15 protein-coding genes are annotated in these 20502 nt (G+C 60.2%); 5 read left to right on the forward strand and 10 right to left on the reverse strand.

Annotated features, from left to right (window positions below; genetic code table 11):
* The first annotated feature begins 22 nt into the window (after positions 1-22).
* Positions 23-1615, forward strand: a complete 1593-nt coding sequence (locus IU367_RS12270) for an ABC-F family ATPase (RefSeq protein WP_043555498.1) — start codon at positions 23-25, stop codon at positions 1613-1615.
* Positions 1616-1813: 198 nt separating this feature from the next.
* Here IU367_RS12270 and ppiD read toward each other — a convergent pair whose 3' ends face one another.
* The 6 genes from ppiD to tig all read right to left on the reverse strand — a co-directional run bounded on the left by ppiD (position 1814) and on the right by tig (position 10254).
* Positions 1814-3727 (reverse strand): peptidylprolyl isomerase, encoded by a 1914-nt coding sequence (gene ppiD / locus IU367_RS12275; protein ID WP_274452034.1) that lies wholly within the window; start codon positions 3725-3727, stop codon positions 1814-1816.
* 152 nt (positions 3728-3879) lie between these two features.
* On the reverse strand, positions 3880-4152 hold the full coding sequence (hupB, locus tag IU367_RS12280) for a nucleoid-associated protein HU-beta (protein ID WP_005315375.1): 273 nt from the start codon (positions 4150-4152) through the stop codon (positions 3880-3882).
* Positions 4153-4392: 240 nt separating this feature from the next.
* Complete coding sequence (lon, locus tag IU367_RS12285; protein WP_043136319.1) at positions 4393-6747, reverse strand: endopeptidase La; 2355 nt, start codon at positions 6745-6747, stop codon at positions 4393-4395.
* Positions 6748-6888: 141 nt separating this feature from the next.
* The gene (gene clpX, locus IU367_RS12290; protein ID WP_098984202.1) at positions 6889-8163 is read right to left on the reverse strand and encodes an ATP-dependent protease ATP-binding subunit ClpX; all 1275 of its coding nucleotides are present in this window, start codon (positions 8161-8163) and stop codon (positions 6889-6891) included.
* A gap of 70 nt (positions 8164-8233) precedes the next feature.
* On the reverse strand, positions 8234-8857 hold the full coding sequence (gene clpP / locus IU367_RS12295; protein ID WP_042871569.1) for an ATP-dependent Clp endopeptidase proteolytic subunit ClpP: 624 nt from the start codon (positions 8855-8857) through the stop codon (positions 8234-8236).
* A gap of 86 nt (positions 8858-8943) precedes the next feature.
* On the reverse strand, positions 8944-10254 hold the full coding sequence (gene tig, locus IU367_RS12300; protein WP_043555496.1) for a trigger factor: 1311 nt from the start codon (positions 10252-10254) through the stop codon (positions 8944-8946).
* 428 nt (positions 10255-10682) lie between these two features.
* Here tig and IU367_RS12305 point away from each other — a divergent pair, with 428 nt between their 5' ends.
* Both IU367_RS12305 and yfbR read left to right on the forward strand, forming a co-directional pair.
* Positions 10683-11117: a YccF domain-containing protein gene (locus IU367_RS12305; protein ID WP_011898663.1), complete on the forward strand. Its 435-nt coding sequence runs from the start codon at positions 10683-10685 to the stop codon at positions 11115-11117.
* A 94-nt stretch (positions 11118-11211) separates the two neighbouring features.
* Complete coding sequence (yfbR, locus tag IU367_RS12310; protein WP_274452035.1) at positions 11212-11802, forward strand: 5'-deoxynucleotidase; 591 nt, start codon at positions 11212-11214, stop codon at positions 11800-11802.
* 87 nt (positions 11803-11889) lie between these two features.
* Here yfbR and lolE read toward each other — a convergent pair whose 3' ends face one another.
* From lolE to IU367_RS12325, 3 genes are read right to left on the reverse strand one after another with little or no spacing between them, the layout of a single operon-like run.
* Positions 11890-13131: a lipoprotein-releasing ABC transporter permease subunit LolE gene (gene lolE / locus IU367_RS12315; RefSeq protein ID WP_098984204.1), complete on the reverse strand. Its 1242-nt coding sequence runs from the start codon at positions 13129-13131 to the stop codon at positions 11890-11892.
* Positions 13131-13829, reverse strand: a complete 699-nt coding sequence (lolD, locus tag IU367_RS12320; protein ID WP_043555492.1) for a lipoprotein-releasing ABC transporter ATP-binding protein LolD — start codon at positions 13827-13829, stop codon at positions 13131-13133. Before lolD ends, lolE begins: the two co-directional genes overlap by 1 nt.
* Positions 13830-13872: 43 nt before the next feature.
* Positions 13873-15108 carry a lipoprotein-releasing ABC transporter permease subunit gene (locus IU367_RS12325; RefSeq protein WP_098984206.1) on the reverse strand — a complete coding sequence of 412 codons (1236 nt, stop codon included), beginning with the start codon at positions 15106-15108 and terminating at the stop codon, positions 13873-13875.
* Between the two features lie 76 nt (positions 15109-15184).
* Between IU367_RS12325 and IU367_RS12330 the strand changes: the two genes are divergently transcribed.
* Both IU367_RS12330 and mfd read left to right on the forward strand, forming a co-directional pair.
* On the forward strand, positions 15185-15760 hold the full coding sequence (locus tag IU367_RS12330; protein WP_042871557.1) for a PilZ domain-containing protein: 576 nt from the start codon (positions 15185-15187) through the stop codon (positions 15758-15760).
* Positions 15761-15769: 9 nt separating this feature from the next.
* Positions 15770-19234, forward strand: coding sequence for a transcription-repair coupling factor (gene mfd, locus IU367_RS12335; RefSeq protein ID WP_274452036.1), 3465 nt, complete (start codon positions 15770-15772; stop codon positions 19232-19234).
* 83 nt (positions 19235-19317) lie between these two features.
* On the opposite strand, the gene fbp is transcribed toward mfd, so the two are convergent.
* Positions 19318-20352, reverse strand: a complete 1035-nt coding sequence (gene fbp / locus IU367_RS12340; protein ID WP_043555489.1) for a class 1 fructose-bisphosphatase — start codon at positions 20350-20352, stop codon at positions 19318-19320.
* Between the last annotated feature and the right edge of the window lie 150 nt (positions 20353-20502).

A 20502-nucleotide genomic window follows, 5' to 3' on the forward strand; every position in this document is an offset into this window, starting at 1 on the left:
CAGACAACCCGGGACACATCCTTTGTTAAGCAGCAACAATATCACCATGCAATTCGGCGCCAAGCCGCTGTTCGAGAACATCAACGTCAAGTTTGGCGGCGGCAACCGCTATGGCCTGATTGGCGCCAACGGCTGTGGCAAGTCCACCTTCATGAAGATCCTCGGTGGCGACCTTGAGCCCACTGGCGGTAATGTGAGCCTGGACGTCAATGAGCGCATCGGTAAGCTGCGCCAGGATCAGTTCGCCTACGAAGAGATGCGCGTGCTGGACGTGGTCATGATGGGCCACAACGAGCTGTGGGCCGCCATCGCCGAGCGCGATGCCATCTACGCCAACCTGGAAGCCACCGACGACGACTACATGAAAGCCGCCGAGCTGGAAGGTCTGGTCGCCGAGTATGACGGTTACACCGCCGAGGCCCGCGCAGGCGAGCTGCTGCTGGGTGCCGGCATTCCCATCGAGCTGCACAACGGCCCCATGAGCGAAGTGGCGCCGGGCTGGAAGCTGCGGGTGCTGCTGGCACAGGCGCTGTTCTCCAACCCCGACATCCTGCTGCTGGACGAACCGACCAACAACCTGGACATCAACACCATTCGCTGGCTGGAGCAGGTGCTCAACGATCGTGAAAGTACCATGATCATCATCTCTCACGACCGTCACTTCCTGAACTCGGTCTGTACCCACATGGCGGATCTGGACTATGGCGAGCTGCGCGTCTACCCGGGCAACTACGACGACTACATGACGGCGGCCACCCAGGCCCGCGAGCGTCTGATCTCCGACAACGCCAAGAAAAAGGCCCAGATCGCCGATCTGCAATCCTTCGTCTCCCGTTTCAGCGCCAACGCCTCCAAGTCGAGCCAGGCCACCTCCCGCCTCAAGCAGATCGACAAGATCAAGATCGAGGAAGTGAAGGTCTCCAGCCGTCAGAACCCCTTCATCCGCTTCGAGCAGGAGAAGAAGCTCTACCGCAACATCCTGGAAGTGGAAGGCGTTGCCAAGGGCTATGGTGAGGCGCCCCTGTTCAAGGGCCTGAGCATGATGCTGGAAGTGGGCGAGAAGGTCGCCATTCTGGGTACCAACGGCATAGGTAAATCCACCCTGATCAAGACCCTCATGGGCGAGCTGGCACCGGACAGCGGCACCATCAAGTGGTCCGAAAACGCCCAGATCGGCTACTACGCCCAGGATCACGCCGAGGACTTCGACACAGATCTCAACGTGTTCGACTGGATGGCCCAGTGGAAACAGGCCAACGAAGACGAGCAGGCGGTACGCTCTGTGCTGGGTCGTCTGCTGTTCACCCAGGACGACATCAAGAAGCCGGTCAAGGTACTCTCCGGTGGCGAGCAGGGTCGCATGCTGTTCGGCAAGCTGATGATGCAGCGTCCCAACATCCTGATCATGGATGAGCCGACCAACCACCTGGACATGGAATCCATCGAATCCTTGAACCTGGCGCTGGAGATGTATCAGGGGACCCTGATCTTCGTCTCCCACGACCGTGAATTCGTGTCGTCCCTGGCGACCCGCATCATGGAGCTGACCGAAAACGGCATCCGCGACTTCGGCGGTACCTACGAGGATTACCTGCGCACTCAGGGCGTGGTATAAGCCTCGCCAGCCAAGGCGCTTGAATAGAAAAAACCGGCAAGCGATTGCCGGTTTTTTTATGGCCGGGATAGTCCCCTGCTGACGATCAACCTGCTCTGCACTGCAACGCAGCCAGGATAACGACCTCAGCACCACTCCTGCAGATAAAAAAACGGCCCCATCACGGGGCCGTTTTCAATGGGTTGCAACCGGTCGGGTTTATTCGACTGTGGCTTCCACATCGGTGAAGTACTCGATCTTGGCGGCTTTGCGCAGCTCGTCGATCAGCGACTTGTAGCTCACCTGAGCCTTGCCCTGGCCAAGCTGGCCTTGCAGCAGGCTGACCATCTGGGACGGCTCCTTGGTCACGTTGACTTTGTCCAGGGCCACCACGACGCGATCGCCATTGGCTTCGGTCACCAGCTCGACGCTCGGCTTGCCATCCTGCGGATGAGGCATACGGAACGCCTGGGCCAGCAGGTTCTGATCCATCTCCTGAGTGAAGCGGGCAACGCCCTTGTGCGTCTCCACCTTCAGACCCAGTGCAGTCAGATCGGCCTGGATGTTCTCACCGGCCTTCAGCTTGTCCAGCAGACCCTGCGCCTTGCCACGGGCCACTTCACTGGCCTTGTCGTGCTTGATGGCAGCAATCACCTGCTCCTTGATCTCCGCCAGCGGTTTGGCCGCTTTCGGTTGATGGCCGGTGATGTGCATAACCAGGGCCTTGCCATCCGCCAGCTCGATCACGTCGGAGTTGGTGTTGTCATCGCGCAGTTGCTCGGAGAAGGCAGTGGACAGCGCCTTGGGATCATTGAGCGGTGCCGGCGCATCGGCCTGACTGAAATAGTCAGAGGAGATGACCTTCAGGCCCATGGCATCGGCGGTCAAATCCAGCGAATCCGGGTTCTCGAAGCTGCTGTCAGCCATCTTCTGCTGCTCGGCAAAGAACAGCTCCTTGGCCTTGTCAGCTTGCAGACGGCTGATGGTCTCCGCTTTCACATCGGCAAACGGCTTGGTCTGGGCCGGTTCAACCCCCAGCAGCTTGATGACGTGGAAGCCGAACGGGCTCTTCACCACGGTGGAGAGATCGCCCGCCTTGGCCAGCGCGAAGGCCGCCTTCTCGAATGCCGGATCCATCACCCCTTTCTCGAACCAGTCGAGCTCGCCGCCCTTCTTGGCGGAGAAGGTGTCGGAAGAGTTGGCCTTGGCCAGCGCGGCAAAATCATCGCCCCCCTTGGCCTGTGCCAGCAGGGCGTCAGCCTTCTGCTCGGTAGCTTTCTCGTCCTTGCCAAACGGGATCAGGATATGCGCCACGTGACGACGCTCGGCACGCTGGAACAGGTCCTGGTGCTGATCGTAGTAATCCTGGGCATCCTGCTCGGTGACCTTGATATCCTTGCCGAGGGTGGCAGCATCCAGCAGCAGATAGTCGACCTTGACCTTCTCGTCGTTCATGAAACGGGCGCTGTTGGTTTTGTAGTACTGATCCACTTCCTCATCGGAGACTTGAACATCCCCCATGTAGGCGGCGGCAGCCAGGCGCACCAGGCGCAGATCCCGGGTCTGGTTGTAGATCCGGTCGAGCTGCTCGGCTTCACCCTTGAGTGCAAATTCGGAGCCCAGCAAGGCGCCCATCAGCTGCTGACGCACCATGTCCTGGCGCAGGGAGTCACGGAACATCTCGGGGGTCATGCCGGCACGACGAATGAGCTGCAGGTAGCGGTCATTGTTGAATTTGCCATCTTCGGCAAACTCCGGCATGGCGACGATGGCCTGCTTGATCTGCTCGTCGCTGACGCGCAGACCCAGCTCGCGGGCCTTGCTGTCAAACAGGGCCTGATCGATCAGCCGGTCCAGCACACCGCGGCGGAACTGCTTCATGTAATCGGGATTGGCGGCCAACTGGCTGAAAGACTCCCCCATTTGGGATTCCATCCGGGCCCGCTCGTTGCGATAGGCATTTTCCAGCGCAGCCGAGCTGATCTCATTGCCGTTGACGGTGGCGGGGGCGGTACGTGCCGGGCCATTGAGGTAGCTACCTACACCGGCCAAGGCAAAGGAGAGGATGATCAGGCCCAAGATAACCTTGGCTACCTTGCCCTGCGCCCCTTCGCGTAGTTTATCCAACATCATGTTTGTACTTATGCTCCCGAACTCGATGGGCGTAAATAATGAAAAGGCGCACCGATTGCGATGCGCCTTGGTCAATCAGTATGAGGGAGAGCCCTCTCACTTGTCTGGTCTGCGACCAAGGACGGTGGCCGATGTGATATCAGCGCCCGGACTTAGTTGACAGCGTCTTTCAGGGCCTTACCGGCTTTGAAGGCAGGAACTTTACCAGCGGCGATTTCGATGGTCGCGCCAGTTTGCGGGTTACGGCCAGAACGGGCAGCACGCTCGCGCACGGCGAAAGTACCGAAACCCACCAGAGCAACCTGGTCACCCTCTTTCAGGGCTTCACCAACGGCGTCAATGAAAGCATCCAGCGCACGGCCAGCAGCGGCTTTGGAGATATCAGCACCGTCTGCAATCTTGTCAATCAGTTGAGATTTATTCACTCTTATATTCCCCTTTTATCGAACATCGCTGCGGCGCCGATTTCCCTGGCCACAACAAGTGGAGGTTTTATAGCAAGCCTCCTGATCAGTTGCAAGTGACAATCTAGCGCAAACCCGCGCCACATCACGCATTGCGACTCATCATGAGTACCCGATCGGTGGTCAAGGCTACTTCCGTTACCCGGCGCATGCAAGCCTTAACCACCCCCCGAATGCGCCAAATTTGCGGCGCATCAACATTTACACGACAGAAACGCGCTCAAACCCCTGCGGATTGTCCTGCAACGCCAGTTCCAGCACCTCGTCAATCCAGCGAACCGGATAGATTTCAAGGTCTTGTTTGACGTTGTCCGGGATCTCCTCGAGGTCCCGCTCGTTCTCTTTCGGGATCAGCACACGCTTGATGCCACCGCGATGCGCCGCCAGCAGCTTCTCTTTGAGACCGCCGATGGGCAGCACTTCGCCGCGCAAGGTGATTTCCCCCGTCATGGCCACATCAGCACGGACCGGATTGCCGGTCAAGCTGGAGACCAGGGCGGTACACATGGCGATACCGGCGCTCGGACCGTCTTTCGGGGTCGCCCCTTCCGGCACGTGCACGTGGATATCGCGCTTCTCGTAGAAGTCCGCATTGATGCGCAGCTTCTCGGCACGGGCCCGCACCACCGTCATGGCGGCCTGGATGGACTCCTGCATCACGTCACCGAGCGAACCGGTGTAGGTGAGCTTACCCTTGCCCGGCATGTTGGTGGTCTCGATGGTGAGCAGATCGCCCCCCACTTCGGTCCACGCCAGACCACATACCTGACCCACCTGGTTCTGGTCGGTGGCCTTGCCGTAATCGAAACGCTGTACCCCGAGGAACTCCTTGAGGTTGGCCTGATTGACCTGAACATGCTTGATGCTCTTGTCCAGCAGGATGCGCTTGACCGCCTTGCGACAAATCTTGGAGATCTCGCGCTCCAGATTCCGCACCCCCGCCTCGCGGGTGTAGTAGCGGATCACCCCGACCAGGGCAGAATCTTCGATGGTGATCTCGGACTCTTTCAGGCCGTTGCGCTGGATCTGCTTGGCAACAAGATGCTGCTTGGCAATGTTGAGCTTCTCGTCTTCGGTGTAACCGGAGAGACGGATCACTTCCATCCGGTCCAGCAGCGGACCCGGGATGTTCATGGAGTTGGAGGTGGCCACGAACATCACGTCCGACAGGTCATAATCCACTTCCAGGTAGTGATCGTTGAAGCTGTTGTTCTGTTCCGGATCCAGCACTTCCAGCAAGGCGGAAGCGGGATCGCCGCGCATGTCCGAGCTCATCTTGTCGATTTCATCGAGCAGGAACAGCGGGTTCTTCACGCCAACCTTTGCCATCTTCTGGATGAGCTTGCCGGGCATGGAACCGATATAGGTACGACGGTGACCGCGGATCTCCGCCTCGTCACGCACGCCGCCGAGCGCCATGCGCACGTACTTGCGACCGGTCGCCTTGGCGATGGACTGGCCCAGCGAGGTCTTGCCCACACCGGGAGGCCCGACCAGACAGAGGATGGGGCCCTTGAGCTTGTTCACCCGCGCCTGCACCGCCAGGTACTCGAGGATGCGATCCTTGACCTTCTCCAGGCCAAAGTGATCCGCATCCAGCACCTCTTGCGCCTTGCCAAGGTCTTTCTTGACCTTGGAACGCGCCTTCCACGGCACCTGCACCATCCAGTCCACGTAGCTGCGCACGACTGTGGCTTCGGCAGACATGGGAGACATCATCTTCAGCTTGGAGAGCTCGGCCTGGGCCTTGTCACGGGCCTCCTCCGGCATCCCCGCCTCTTCAATCTTGCGATTGAGGGCTTCGAATTCATCCGGGCTGTCTTCCAGCTCACCCAGCTCTTTCTGGATGGCCTTCATCTGCTCGTTGAGGTAGTACTCACGCTGGCTCTTCTCCATCTGCTTCTTGACGCGAGTGCGGATGCGTTTCTCGACCTGCAGCAGGTCAATCTCCGACTCCATCATCGCCATCAGAAACTCGATGCGCTCGGACACAGAGGCGATTTCCAGCACCTTCTGCTTGTCTTCGAGCTTGAGCGGCATGTGCGCGGCCATGGTATCGGCCAGACGCGCAGCGTCGTCGATCGCCGAAATCGAGGTCAGCACCTCGGGCGGGATCTTCTTGTTGAGCTTGATATAGCCTTCAAACTGACCGATGGCGGAGCGCACCAGCACATCCTGGTCCTTCTCGTCGATGGCAGTGGAGGCGATGTACTGCGCCTCACCGACGAAGAAGTCCTTGTCATCGATCATCCGCTCAAGACGGGCACGCTGGCCACCCTCCACCAGCACCTTGACGGTGCCATCCGGCAGCTTGAGCATCTGTAGAATATTGGCCACTGTCCCGACGGAGAAGATCTCCTCGACCGTCGGCTCATCGGTTGACGCATCCTTCTGGGCCACCAGCAGAACTTTTTTGTCCTGCTCCATGGCCGCTTCCAGACAGCGAATGGATTTTTCCCGCCCCACAAAGAGTGGAATGACCATGTGGGGGTAAACCACCACGTCACGAAGAGGCAGGACGGGAATCTCGATGCGTTCTGAACGCTCTAGGTTCATATATGTCCTCTCGGCTTGTTATACCGTTGGCAAAGCGCTTGGCTGAGTATATGGGGGCGCAGAGATGAGATTCAATCGCCGAAACCGTAAAAAGCATGAAAGGGGCAAAAAGCCCCTTTCATTTGATTAAAAATCAGACTGTTACTCTGATGCGGCGGCCTGGGTCTCGGGATTTTCGTAGATCATCAAGGGCGCGGAGTCCCCTTTGATCACCGTCTCGTCGATCACCACCTTGCTGACGCCATCCAGGGAGGGCAGGTCATACATGGTATCGAGCAGCACGGCTTCCACTATGGATCTCAGACCACGGGCACCGGTTTTCCGCTCCATCGCCTTGCGCGCAATGGCGTTCAGGGCGTCGTCACGGAACTCCAGCTCCACCCCTTCCAGATCGAACAACGCGGCATATTGCTTGGTCAGCGCGTTTTTCGGCTCTTTCAGGATCTGGATGAGGGCAGCCTCGTCCAGCTCGGTCAGGGTCGCAACCACGGGCAGACGACCGATGAACTCGGGGATCAGACCGTATTTGATCAGATCTTCCGGCTCCACCTTGGCGAAGTTCTCGCTCAGGGTCGCTCTGGCATTCTTGGATTTGACGTCAGCGCCAAACCCTATGCCGGTGCCCTTGACGGAACGCTGCTCGATGACCTTGTCCAGACCGGCAAAGGCGCCACCACAGATGAAGAGGATCTTGGAGGTATCGACCTGCAAGAACTCCTGCTGCGGGTGCTTGCGTCCACCTTGCGGCGGGACGGAAGCAATAGTGCCTTCGATCAGCTTGAGCAGGGCCTGCTGCACCCCTTCCCCGGACACGTCGCGGGTAATGGAGGGGTTGTCTGACTTGCGGGAGATCTTGTCGATCTCGTCGATGTAGACGATGCCACGCTGGGCCTTCTCTACGTCGTAGTCACACTTTTGCAGCAGCTTCTGGATGATGTTTTCCACGTCTTCGCCCACATAACCGGCTTCGGTCAGGGTGGTGGCGTCGGCCATGGTGAAGGGCACATCCAGCAGACGAGCGAGTGTCTCGGCCAGCAGCGTCTTGCCGCTACCGGTCGGGCCAATCAGCAGAATGTTGGACTTGCCCAGCTCCACACCACCGGCTTCGCTGCTGTTGCGCAGACGCTTGTAGTGGTTGTAGACGGCGACGGCCAACACCTTCTTGGCATACTCCTGGCCAATCACATAGTCATCCAGGTGCGCACGAATTTCATGAGGGGTCGGCAGCTCGCTACCATCGCGCTTGGGAGAGATCTCGCGGATCTCTTCGCGGATGATGTCGTTGCACAGCTCGACACACTCATCACATACGTAGACGGAAGGGCCAGCGATCAGCTTGCGCACTTCATGCTGGCTTTTGCCGCAAAAAGAGCAATAAAGCAGCTTGTCGCCCTCACCCTTGCGTTTTTCTGTCATTCAGCAACCTCGTTTTATCAATAGAGGATGGATCGTCCTGTTGAGTTTACAACAGTCCGGGACACCCTGCTCAGCCGCGCTGGCTCAGGATACCGTCTACCAGGCCATAGGCCACGGCTTGATCGGCCGACATGAAATTGTCACGGTCGGTATCACGCTCTATGGTGGCCATGTCCTGTCCGGTGTGGAAGGCCAGACGATCGTTCAGGGTATTCTTGATCTTCAGGATCTCCTGGGCATGGATCTGGATGTCAGATGCCTGGCCCTGGAAACCGCCCAACGGCTGATGGATCATCACGCGGGCATTGGGCAGGCAGAAGCGCTTGCCCTTGGCACCACCGGCCAGCAGGAAGGCGCCCATGGAACAGGCCTGCCCCATGCAAACTGTGCTGACATCCGGCTTGATGAACTGCATGGTGTCATAAATGGACATGCCGGCCGTGACGGCACCACCCGGAGAGTTGATGTAGATACTGATGTCCTGATCAGGGTTCTCTGACTCCAGGAACAGCAGCTGGGCTACCACCAGATTCGCCATGTGATCCTCGACCTGACCGGTCAGGAAGATCACCCGCTCCTTCAGCAGACGAGAATAGATGTCGTAGGAACGCTCCCCTTTTGCAGTCTGCTCTACCACCATGGGGATGAGCGCATTGCGTGGGGATTCAGTCACATCGTTATAGTTCTTGTACATAAGGCATTGTCCCTAAAATAAAATGGCCCGAGTGGAGATCACACGAGCCATTATACTTAACAGTCTTGACCTTAAGTCAAATGTTCTTAGGCAGCGGCACCGGACTTGTTGATCACTTCGTCAAAGGCAACTTCTTTCTCGCTCACTTGCGCCTTGGACAGGATCAGGTCGATGGCTTGATCTTCAACCGCCAGATTGCGCACGCCATTCAGCATTTGCTCATTCTTCTGGTAGTACTCGATCACTTCCTTCGGATCTTCGTAGGCAGTGGCCATGGACTCGATGATGCTGGTCACGCGGGCATCGTCAGCCTTGATCTCGTTGGTGCGGATGACGTCACCCAGCAGCAGACCTACGCGAACACGACGCTCGGCCTGGGCCTGGAACAGCTCGGCCGGCAGCTCAGGTGCGTTGCCGCCCTGGAAACCACCGAAACGCTGCAGGGCCTGTTGACGCAGGGTATCGATTTCCTGAGCAACGGCAGCCTTCGGCAGATCGATCTGATTGGCTTCAACCAGGCCATTCAGCACTTGCTCTTTCACGCTGTTTTTCAGGGCTTGAGCCAGCTCGCGCTCCATGTTCTTGCGCACTTCGGCTTTCAGCTCTTCAACGTTGCCGCTCTCGATGCCGAAACGCTTGACGAACTCTTCGGTCAGCTCAGGCAGGATCTGCTCTTCAACCTTGTTCAGCTTGGAGGCAAACTTGGCCGCCTTGCCTTTCAGGTTTTCGGCGTGGTAGTCAGCCGGGAAGGTCACGTCGATGGTGAACTCGTCGCCTGCTTTCTTGCCCATGATGGCGTCTTCGAAGCCAGGGATCATGCGGCCGGCACCCAGTACCAGGTTGAAGCCTTCGGCTTTGCCGCCGTCGAACTCTTCACCGTCGATGGAACCGATGAAGTCCATGGTCACACGCATGCCATCGGCAGCGGCGGCATCAACATCAGCCCAGGTGGCGTGCTGCTTGCGCAGGGTGTCGATCATGTTGGCCAGATCTTCATCCTTGACGGTTGCAACCGGCTTCTCGACCTTGATGGTCTCGAGGCCAGCCACTTCAAACTCGGGGTACACTTCGAAAGTGGCGCTGAATACGAAGTCCTGACCTTCCTGGATCTCTTTCGGATCCATGGTCGGGGCACCGGCCGGGCTCAGTTTGTTTTCGATGATGGCCTTGATGAAGTTGCTCTGCATCATTTCATCAGCAACGCGAGCGTGAGCCATGGCACCGAACATCTTCTTGATGATGGTCACCGGAGCCTTGCCAGGACGGAAACCGTCGATGCGACGGGTTTTGGCCAGGCCATTCAATTCTTTACGCACGGCAGCGTCAACGGTAGCAGCCGGTACAGTGATGGTAAGACGGCGTTCCAGACCCTGGGTTGTCTCTACAGAAACTTGCATTCTTTTACCTCGTTCAACTCAGCACTGTGTGCTGACCCTTATTGCCCCTGGGCAAAGCCCGGAGTCTTCCTGTTTATAAAGACAACGACTGTCTTTGTGATGAGAAAATATGACGCGACATTATAGCGGCGCACTTTGGTCGAGTCGAGCCACACATCCCCCAACGGGGGTGCCGATGGCACAATTCGCGCAAATCTGACTCTTATATGGGGAAGCCCAGGCCTGACTTCAAGCGCGCAATGCACAAGAATTTGCACTTGCTCACCTTTTTTCGCGCAAAGGCCTACTTTTTCACCTCATTTCCCGCTAAAAAGCCACCCGGCTCGCAGGCTGCGACCCAAATTGTCCACCCCATCACATCAACCATTGCGTCCATGGCTGCTGCTCGCTATGGTGACAGCCAAATTTATGAGTCTGGAGTGACCAACATGGCCTTTTTCCGCTTCTTGTTTAACCTGCTCTGGTTTGTACTGGGGGGCGTCTTCATGGGGCTGGCCTGGTGGCTGGCCGGGCTGCTCTGCTTTGTCTCGCTGATCGGGATCCCCTGGGGTCGCGCCTGCTTCGTCATCGGCACCTTCACCTTCTTCCCCTTTGGCAAGCAGGCGGTGAGCCGCAAGAGCATGACGGGGCAGAGTGACATAGGCACAGGCACCCTGGGGCTGATTGGCAACATCCTCTGGTTCCTGGTGATCGGGATCTGGCTGGCCATCGGCCACATCGCCTCGGCGCTGGCCTGCTTCGTGACCATCATAGGCATTCCGTTCGGCATCCAGCACCTCAAGCTGGCGCTGATTGCCCTGGCTCCCATAGGTCAGATGGTGGTGACCAACCACGAAGCCGAATCCGGTCGCTACATTCGCTGAGCGCCACGAAAATCGCACAGGCAAGCTGCCTGCGCCGCAAAAAAAGGGCAGACTAGGGTCTGCCCTTTTTCATTGCCACCGACCGAGGCCAGCCATGCTTCCCAGCCACTTCTTCGCCAATCTCGCCCGCATGAAACTCATCTATCGCTGGCCGCTGATGCGCAACATACAACCCGAAAACATCGCCGAGCACAGCCTGCAGGTGGCCATGGTGGCCCACGCCCTCGGGCTCATCCACAATCGGCTGTTTGGGGGCAAGGTCGATGCGGATCACGCCGCCGTGATGGCGCTCTATCACGACAGCAGCGAGGTGCTGACCGGCGATATGCCCACCCCGGTCAAGTACTTCAATCCCGAAATTGCCCGGGAGTACAAGAAGATAGAGCTGGCCGCCGAGCAGCGCCTGCTGGCCATGCTGCCGCCGGAACTGGTGGAGGATTTTCGCCCCCTGCTGGACTCGGGCGCGCAGGATGCCGAGCTGGCACGGCTGGTGAAGGATGCCGATACCCTCTGCGCCTACACCAAGTGTCTGGAGGAGATCAACGCTGGCAACCGGGAGTTCGAACCGGCGCGCAAGCGCCTCGAAGCCATGCTGGAAGCGAGGATGAGCCCGCAGATGCGCTACTTCATCGACGTCTTCGTGGCCAGCTTCTCGCTGCCGCTGGATGAGCTCAACGCCCACTAAGTCAGTCCAAACGACCAGAAAACAGCAGGGCCCGCCGGTTTGCACCGGCGGGCCCTTCGTTCTTTATCAGCCAATCAGCTGCGTGCATCAGTGTCCCAGCTCCCGGGACGGCACCAGACCACTCGCCCGCCAGGCGGGGTAAAGCGTCGCCAGCAGGCTCATCAGCATGGCCGCGCCGGTCACGATCAGCAGATCCTGCATGTGCAGTTCGGTCGGCAGGAAGTCGATGAAGTAGATGTCGGGGTTGAGGAACCTGTGGCCTATCAGCCCCTCGATGAAGCTCAGGATCTGGGTCAGCTTGCTGGAGAGCAGGCCGCCGAGCAGGGCCCCGAGCAAGGCGCCGAGCACCCCGTTCACCATGCCCTGAATGACGAAAGTGAGCCGGATCTGGCCCGGGCTCGCCCCCATGGTCTTCAAGATGGCGATCTCGCTGCGCTTCTCGTTCACCGCCATCACCAGGGTGGAGACTATGTTGAAGCAGGCCACCGCCACCACCATCAGCATCACCACGTACATGACGGTACGCACCATCTGGATGTCCTGATAGAGATAGCCCTGGCGGCTCATCCAGCTGCTGATATAGACGTAGTGCGGGAATTTCTGGGCGGCGGCCACAGTGATGGACTGCGCCTTGAGCACGTCGTTCACCTTGAGGCTGAAGCCCTCCACAGCGCTGCCCATACCGGTGATGGCCTGGGCATCGGCCAGGTGCATAAAGCCCAACACGCCATCTAATTGGCCGCCGATCTCCAGCAGTCCCACCACCTTGAGGGATTCCCGTTTCGGGTTCTTGATGGCGGACGCATCGCCCGCCTGGGGCAGCAAGAGGGCGACCGTATCCCCGATGGTGACCCCCAGCTTGTCGGCTATGGTCTTGCCGAGAATGAGCCCGTGCTCACCGGCCTGCAGCTCGCGCAGACCGCGTCCCGTCATGTACTTGCCCGCATCGGACAGATTGGCTTCGAGCTCGGGCAGTACGGCGCGCACCTGCAATCCCTTGAGGGCATTGCCGTGCTCCAGCAGCCCATCGAGCCGGATGACGGGCGCGGCGGCTTCCACACCGGGCTGGGCCAGCAGGTAATCCCGCAGTTTTGGCCAGTCGGGCAACGGTGCCTCCATCCCCATCAGCTCGCCATGAGGCACCACAGAGAGCACCCTGTCTTTGAGCTCCCGCTCAAACCCGTTCATGGCAGACAAGCCCAGAATGAGCGCCATCACCCCGAGGGCGATACCGATGAGGGAGGAGGCGGAAATAAAGGCGATGAAGCCGTTGCGACGACGGGAGCGGCTGTAACGCAGGCCCAGAAACAGGGGCAGCGGTTTGAACATCAGGCGACCTCCGCCATGATGCCGCTCACCAGGGTCACCCGCCGATGGAGCTTGGCAGCCAGGCTGAGATCATGGGTGACCACCACGAATGCCGTGCCCAGCTCGCGATTGAGCTCGCACAAGAGCTCGTAGACGGCGGTGGCACTGGCATGATCCAGGTTGCCGGTGGGCTCGTCCGCCAGCACCAGACTCGGCTCATTGACCAGGGCGCGGGCGATGGCCACCCGCTGGCGTTCGCCACCCGAGAGCTCGGAGGGCCTGTGATTCAGGCGATGGGAGAGCCCCACCCGCCCCAGCATGCGCGTCGCCTTGTCGGTGGCGCTGGCCACAGACTCGCCGGCGATCAGCAGCGGCATGGCGGTGTTCTCCAGTGCGGTGAACTCGGCGAGCAGGTGGTGGAACTGGTAGACGAAGCCCAGCTCCTGATTGCGGAATCTGGCCTGGGTGCGACTGTCCCAGTGGTGGATGTCCTGCCCCTTGAACAGCACGGCGCCGCTTGACGGGTTGTCCAGCGCCCCCATCAGGTGCAGCAGCGTGGTCTTGCCCGAGCCCGAGCTGCCCACCACCGCCAGCATTTCGCCGGGGGCGACGGACAAGTCGATCCCCTTGAGCACCTGGGTCTCCAGCTCGCCCTCTTTATAGACATGATTCAGTGCCTGGCAACGCAGCAGAGGTTCACAGGAGAAGGGTTCATTCATAAACGGGGCTCCACTAACGCCGGATGTAACAATAGAAGATGAATTATTCATAACGCAGCGCCTCGGCCGGTTTCACCCGCGCCGCACGGGCCGCCGGGTAAAGGGTGGCGCTGAAGCTGAGCAGCACGGCCCCCAGCAAGATGGTGATGACCTGAGCCGGCTCCACTATCACCGGCAGACCGCTGCCACCGGCCGTCATGTAGAGGTTGAGCCCCACCGCATCGAGCAGGGGATTGAGGCCAAGCGAGAGGCCGAGCCCGGCCAGACCGCCGAGCAGGGCGCCGATCACACCGCTGGAGGCACCGAGCACCATGAAGATCTTGACTATCCCTGCCTCGCTCATGCCCATGGTGCGCAAGATGGCCACCTCCCCTTCCTTGTCGGTGACCACCATCACCAGCGCGGAGAGGATGTTGAAGGTGGCGACCGCGATGATCAGCACCAGCATCAGCCCCATCATGCGCTTCTCCATGGCAACGGCCTGAAACAGCTCGCCGCGCTCGCGGCGCCAGTCCTGCCACTCCAGTCCGTCCGGCAGCGCCGTCTTTATCACCTGGTCGGCGGCGAAGGGATCGTCCAGCCAGAGCCGAATGCCGCCGACGGTTTCTGTCGGCAGGCGCAGCAGGCGCTGGGCATCCCCCAGCGCGATCAGCGCGACCTGGCTGTCCACATCGGCACCGACCCCGAAGATCCCGGAGACGGTAAACAGCCGCTGGGCCGGCACCCGGCCAAAGGGGGTGAAACGAGTGCCTTCGGTCAGGATCAGACGAACCTGGTCGCCCATGGAGACCTTGAGGCGATTGGCCACCCCCTGCCCCAGCACTATGTGGTATTCACCGCGCTGCAGGCTGTCGAGGCGTCCCATCTGCATCTGGGCGTGCAGTATGTCATCCTTTGGCCAGCGGGCCGGATCTATGCCCTGCACGCTGACGCCGGTGAGCTGACCCGGGCTCTGCAGCATGCCTTCGCTGTCGAGCATGGGGGCGCTGGCGATCACATGGGGCAATTTGGCCAGATCGGGCAAGCCTGCGGGCTGGGCGTCGATGCGGCCAGCCTGATTGGTCACCACCACATGGGGGATCACTCCCAGGATGCGCCCCTTGAGCTGCCCCTCGAAGCCGTTCATCACAGAGATGACCACCATCAGGGCCGCGACCCCGATGGCGATACCAAAGGTGGAGAACAGGGAGATGAATGAAACGAAGCGGTTACTGCGTCGTGAGCCTGCGTAGCGAAGGCCTATGGCCAGCGACAGCGGCTGAAAAAGTCCAGTCTTCAAGGATATCTACGTTGCCAACAAAATAAGATACCGGATAATAAAGGGAAACCGTCCATGACAACAAGGGATAGCCTCCATGCAGGAACAGTTCTTCAGCGTCACCCATGCCACCCCGGTCAATGTGATCCCCATGCCCGGTGACTTTCATCTGCCGACGCTGGAGGCACTGGAAGCCGAACTGCCCGAACCCTTTCGCATCGCCTCTTCGATCACCTCCATCGACATGGTGACCAGTCGCCTGATGCGCAACCAGAACGAGTCGATGCACGACCTGGTGGAGATAGTCAATCAGCAGTCCCGCAAGATCGACATGATCATGGGCTATGTGCTGTCGGTGCAGGATCACCCCGAGCATCGCTTCCACACCCTGCGCTTTGGCGCCGGCCAACTCACTTACCTGCATCCACGCCAGGGCCATGGCGAGCCACCGCACCTGCACCAGATAGTGCGGCTCAAGATCTTCCTGCGGGAAGAGGCTTCCGCCATCTACTGCTACGGCCAGGTCAAGCAGCTGGAACCGAGCGAGCACGGCATGCACGTGGTGCTCGACTATGTGCGGATCCGCGAGGATGACCGCGAACTGCTGGTGCGTGCCAGCCTGCATGTGCAATCCAAGCAACTCAAACTTCGTGCGCAAGACCGCCAACGTTAAAAGAATCGAATGATGCCAATGAAGCTTCCCGCCTTGCCCGCCAAGGCGGGCCAAAAGTTAACGCTCGGCCAGTTGACAGGCAGCAGCCTCTCGCTGGTTGCCGCCCGCCTCACCCAGGAGGCCGACCGCCCCGTCCTGCTGGTGACCGCCGATACCCCGAGTGCCCTGCGCCTCGAGCAGGAGCTGCAGTTCCTGCTGGCAGATCAGGGCTTGCCTGTGCTGATGTTCCCGGACTGGGAGACCCTGCCCTACGACACCTTCTCCCCCCATCAGGACATCATCTCCCAGCGCCTCGAGACCCTCTACAAGCTGCCGCAGATGAGCGCCGGCGTGCTGATCGTGCCCATCTCCACCCTGATGCTGCGCTGCGCCCCCCGGGTCTATCTCGACAAGTACAGCCTGATGGTGAAGGCCGGCCAGCGTCTCAACCTGCAACAGTTGCGGGGGCGCCTGGCCGAAGCCGGCTACGTGGCGGTGGAGCAGGTGCTGGAGCACGGGGAATTTGCCGCCCGTGGCTCACTGCTCGATCTCTTCCCCATGGGCAGCAACAGCCCCTATCGCATCGACTTCTTCGATGACGAAGTGGACTCCATACGCCCGTTCGATCCCGAGACCCAGCGCTCCAGCGAACCGGTCAAGACGGTCAGCCTGCTGCCGGCCCGGGAGTTTCCCACCGACGAGGCGGCCATTGAGCTGTTTCGCGGCCAATTTCGCGAACAGTTCGAGCTGTCGCGCGCCGAGGGCTCCGTCTATCAGGAGGTGAGCAAGGGGCGCTGGCCCGCCGGCATCGAATACTATCTGCCGCTCTTCTTCAGCCAGACCGCCAGCCTGTTCGATTATCTGCCGGACAACACCCTGCTGCTCACAGTAGGGGATATCTATCCCGCGGCCCAGCGGTTCTGGAACGACATAGGCCAGCGCTATGAGGACAGACGCTGGGACAACACCCGCCCGCTGCTGCCCCCTCAACAGATCTACCTGCCGGTGGAGCAGCTGTTTGCGGCGCTGGGCCACTATGGCGCCGTGCGGTTGCAAGAAGCCGCCACCGACGGCGGGGCCGGCCAGCGGGATCTCCCCATAGCCCCCCTGCCCGATCTGCAGCTCGATCACAGCAAGGAGCAGCCCATGCTGGCGCTGGGCCAGTTCCTGGACAGCTTCACGGGTCGCACCCTGTTTGCGGTGGAATCCGAAGGGCGCCGGGAAGTGCTCGGCGATCTGCTGGCACGAATATCCTTGCAACCCAAGGAGTTCGCCTCCCTCGATGCCTTCATGGCGAGCAAGGCGCGCCACGGCCTGCTGGTAGCGCCGCTGGAGCGGGGGTTTTTGCTGCAGGAGAGCGGCAAAGACGCGCTCGCCCTCATCACCGAAACCGAACTGCTGGGGGGCAAGGTCCGCAGCAAACGCGCGCGGGAGAAGAGCAAGAACCTGAGCTCGGACGCCGTGATCCGCAACCTCGGCGAGCTGACCCAGGGCCAGCCTGTGGTGCACCTGGATCACGGGGTCGGCCGCTATCTCGGACTCGAGACCATAGATGCCGGCGGTCTGCCCACCGAGTTCCTGACCCTGGAATACGCCGGTGGCGACAAGCTGTTCGTGCCGGTGACCAGTCTGCATCTTATCAGCCGCTATACGGGTTCTGACAACCCGCCCAGCCACAAGCTCGGCGGCGAGGCCTGGGTCAAGGCGCGGCGCAAGGCGGCGGAGAAAGTGCGCGACGTGGCGGCCGAGCTGCTGGATGTGTACGCCCTGCGGGCGGCCCGTCACGGTTTTGCCTTCCAGCACGACAGGGAGGCCTACCGCCAGTTTGCCGCCGGTTTCCCGTTCGAGGAGACAGAAGATCAGCTCAACGCCATCAACGCTGTGCTGGGGGACATGTGTCAGGCCAAGAGCATGGACCGGCTGGTATGCGGCGACGTGGGCTTTGGCAAGACGGAAGTGGCGATGCGAGCGGCCTTCGTGGCGGTCCATGGCGGCAAGCAGGTGGCCGTGCTGGTGCCGACCACCCTGCTGGCCCAGCAGCACTACGACAACTTCCGCGATCGCTTCGCCAACTGGCCGGTGCGGGTCGATGTGTTGAGCCGCTTCCGCTCCGCCAAGGAGCAGAATGCCGTCATGAAAGAGCTGCGCGAGGGCAAGGTCGACATCATCATAGGCACCCACAAACTCTTGGGTTCAGAGCTCACCTTCAAGGATCTGGGGCTGCTGGTCGTCGATGAGGAGCACAGATTCGGGGTGCGCCAGAAGGAGAAGATCAAGGCGCTGCGGGCCGACGTGGATATTCTCACCCTCACGGCGACGCCGATCCCGCGTACCCTCAACATGGCGATGGCCGGCATGCGGGATCTCTCCATCATAGCTACCCCGCCCGCCAAGCGGCTCGCCATCAAGACCTTCGTACGCCAGCAGGAGCCCGCGGTCACCCGCGAGGCCGTGCTGCGTGAACTCAAGCGCGGCGGCCAGGTCTACTACCTGCACAACGACGTGGAGAGCATCGAAAAATGCGCCAGCGATCTCGCCGAACTGGTGCCCGAGGCGCGCATCGGCATCGCCCACGGCCAGATGCGCGAGCGCGATCTCGAGCGAGTCATGTCGGACTTCTACCACCAGCGCTTCAGCCTGCTGGTCTGCACCACCATCATAGAGACCGGCATAGACGTGCCGAGTGCCAACACCATCATTATGGACCGCGCCGATCATCTGGGGCTGGCCCAGCTGCATCAGTTGCGGGGCCGGGTTGGCCGCTCCCACCACCAGGCCTATGCCTACCTGCTCACCCCCCATCCCAAGCTGATGAGCAAGGATGCGGTCAAACGGCTCGAGGCCATCGCCTCGCTCGAAGATCTCGGTGCCGGCTTTGCGCTGGCGACCCACGATCTGGAGATCCGCGGCGCCGGCGAACTGCTGGGCGACGATCAGAGCGGCCAGATCGAATCGGTCGGCTTCACCCTCTACATGGAGATGCTGGAGCAGGCGGTCGAGGCGCTGAAAAATGGCAAGGAGCCGTCGCTGGAGCAGCTGATGAGCCAGCACACCGAAGTGGAGCTGCGCCTGCCCGCGCTCTTGCCGGACGACTACATACCGGACGTCAACATGCGCCTCTCCATGTACAAGCGCATCGCCAGCGCGGCGGACGAGCAGGAGCTGCGCGAGTTGAAGGTGGAGCTCATCGATCGCTTCGGCCTGCTGCCGGAGGCAACCAAAACCCTGATGGAGCTGGCCGCCTTCCGCCAGCGTGCCACCGCCCTTGGCATTCGCCGGGTGGAGATGAGCGAGCGCGGCGGTTACCTGGACTTCACCCAGGAGACCCGGGTCAACCCTGGCTATCTGGTCAAGCTGCTCTCCGAGCAGCCGCGCATCTACAAGATGGATGGGCCGACCCGCTTGCGCTTCCAGGTGCCGACCCAAGACCGCGCCATGCGCCTGAAACTGGTGGATGGCTTGCTGGCGGATCTTGCCAGCCATACCAGTCACTGAGGCAAGCGACCTCACCCAAACAAAACGGGAGCCAAATTGGCTCCCGTTTTTTATCTGCTCATCGCAGGCACGACATCCTGGCATCACCCCTGACTGGCAGGATCCTCATGGGCGGAGAACTCCCGCATGAAGGCCTCGGCCCGCTCCACCATCTTGGTGGAACCGACGAAGTAAGGGGTGCGCTGGTGCAGTGCTGTGGGCTGCACATCCATGATCCGGCCGAAACCGTCGGACGCCTTGCCACCGGCCTGCTCCACCAGAAACGCCATGGGGTTGCACTCGTAGAGCAGGCGCAGCTTGCCGTTCGGAGAATTGGTGCCGGACGGATAGATGTAGATGCCGCCCTTGAGCAGGTTGCGATGGAAATCGGAGACCAGTGAGCCGATGTAGCGGGAGGTGTAGGGTCTGTGGGTCGCCTCGTCCCGCTCCTGGCAATATTTGAGGTATTTCTTCACCCCGTCCGGGAACTTGATGTAGTTGCCCTCGTTGATGGAGTAGATCTTGCCCTCCTCCGGGATGCGGATGTTCTCGTGGGAAAGGCAGAAGCAGCCGATGGAGGGGTCGTAGGTGAAGCCGTTGACACCAAAGCCGGTGGTGTAGACCAGCATGGTGGAGGAGCCGTAGACCACGTAACCGGCGGCGACCTGGCGGTTGCCCGGCTGCAGGAAGTCTTCCAGGGTAACACCGGCACCGGGCGTGCTGACGCGGCGGTAGATGGAGAAGATGGTACCGACCGAGACGTTGACATCTATGTTGGAGGAGCCGTCGAGCGGGTCGATCAGCACCACGTATTTGGAGTGACGGGAGAGCTCGGAATCGAAGGAGACGAAATCCTCCTCCTCTTCAGACGCCATGCCGCACACTTCGCCGCGGGCCTCCAGCGCCGCCTTGAAGCGCTCGTTGGCGTACACATCCAGCTTCTGCTGCACCTCGCCCTGCACGTTTTCAGCGCCCATGGAGCCGATGATGTCTGCCAGCCCCGCCTTGTTGATCTCCCGGTTCACCACCTTGGCGGCCAGGCGGATGGAACTGAGCAATGAGGTCAGCTCCCCGGTCGCGGTGGGATAATCCGCCTGCTTTTTGACGATGAACTCGCCCATGGTGATCATGTTTCGCATTATTGTTCCTTTAAGATCGTTTCCGTTGGCTTTGAAAACGTTTGCACGCGTCAACAAAAAAAGTGCCGATCCTCGGCAGCCTTGTTTTGTAACCTAATGTAACGCCTGTTTTTTGTTTTTGCAGCGAATTAAGCCGCTGGATAAATGCGC

This window comes from Aeromonas bestiarum, assembly GCF_028751155.1.
In the GTDB taxonomy this organism is placed as follows: Bacteria; Pseudomonadota; Gammaproteobacteria; order Enterobacterales; family Aeromonadaceae; genus Aeromonas; species Aeromonas bestiarum.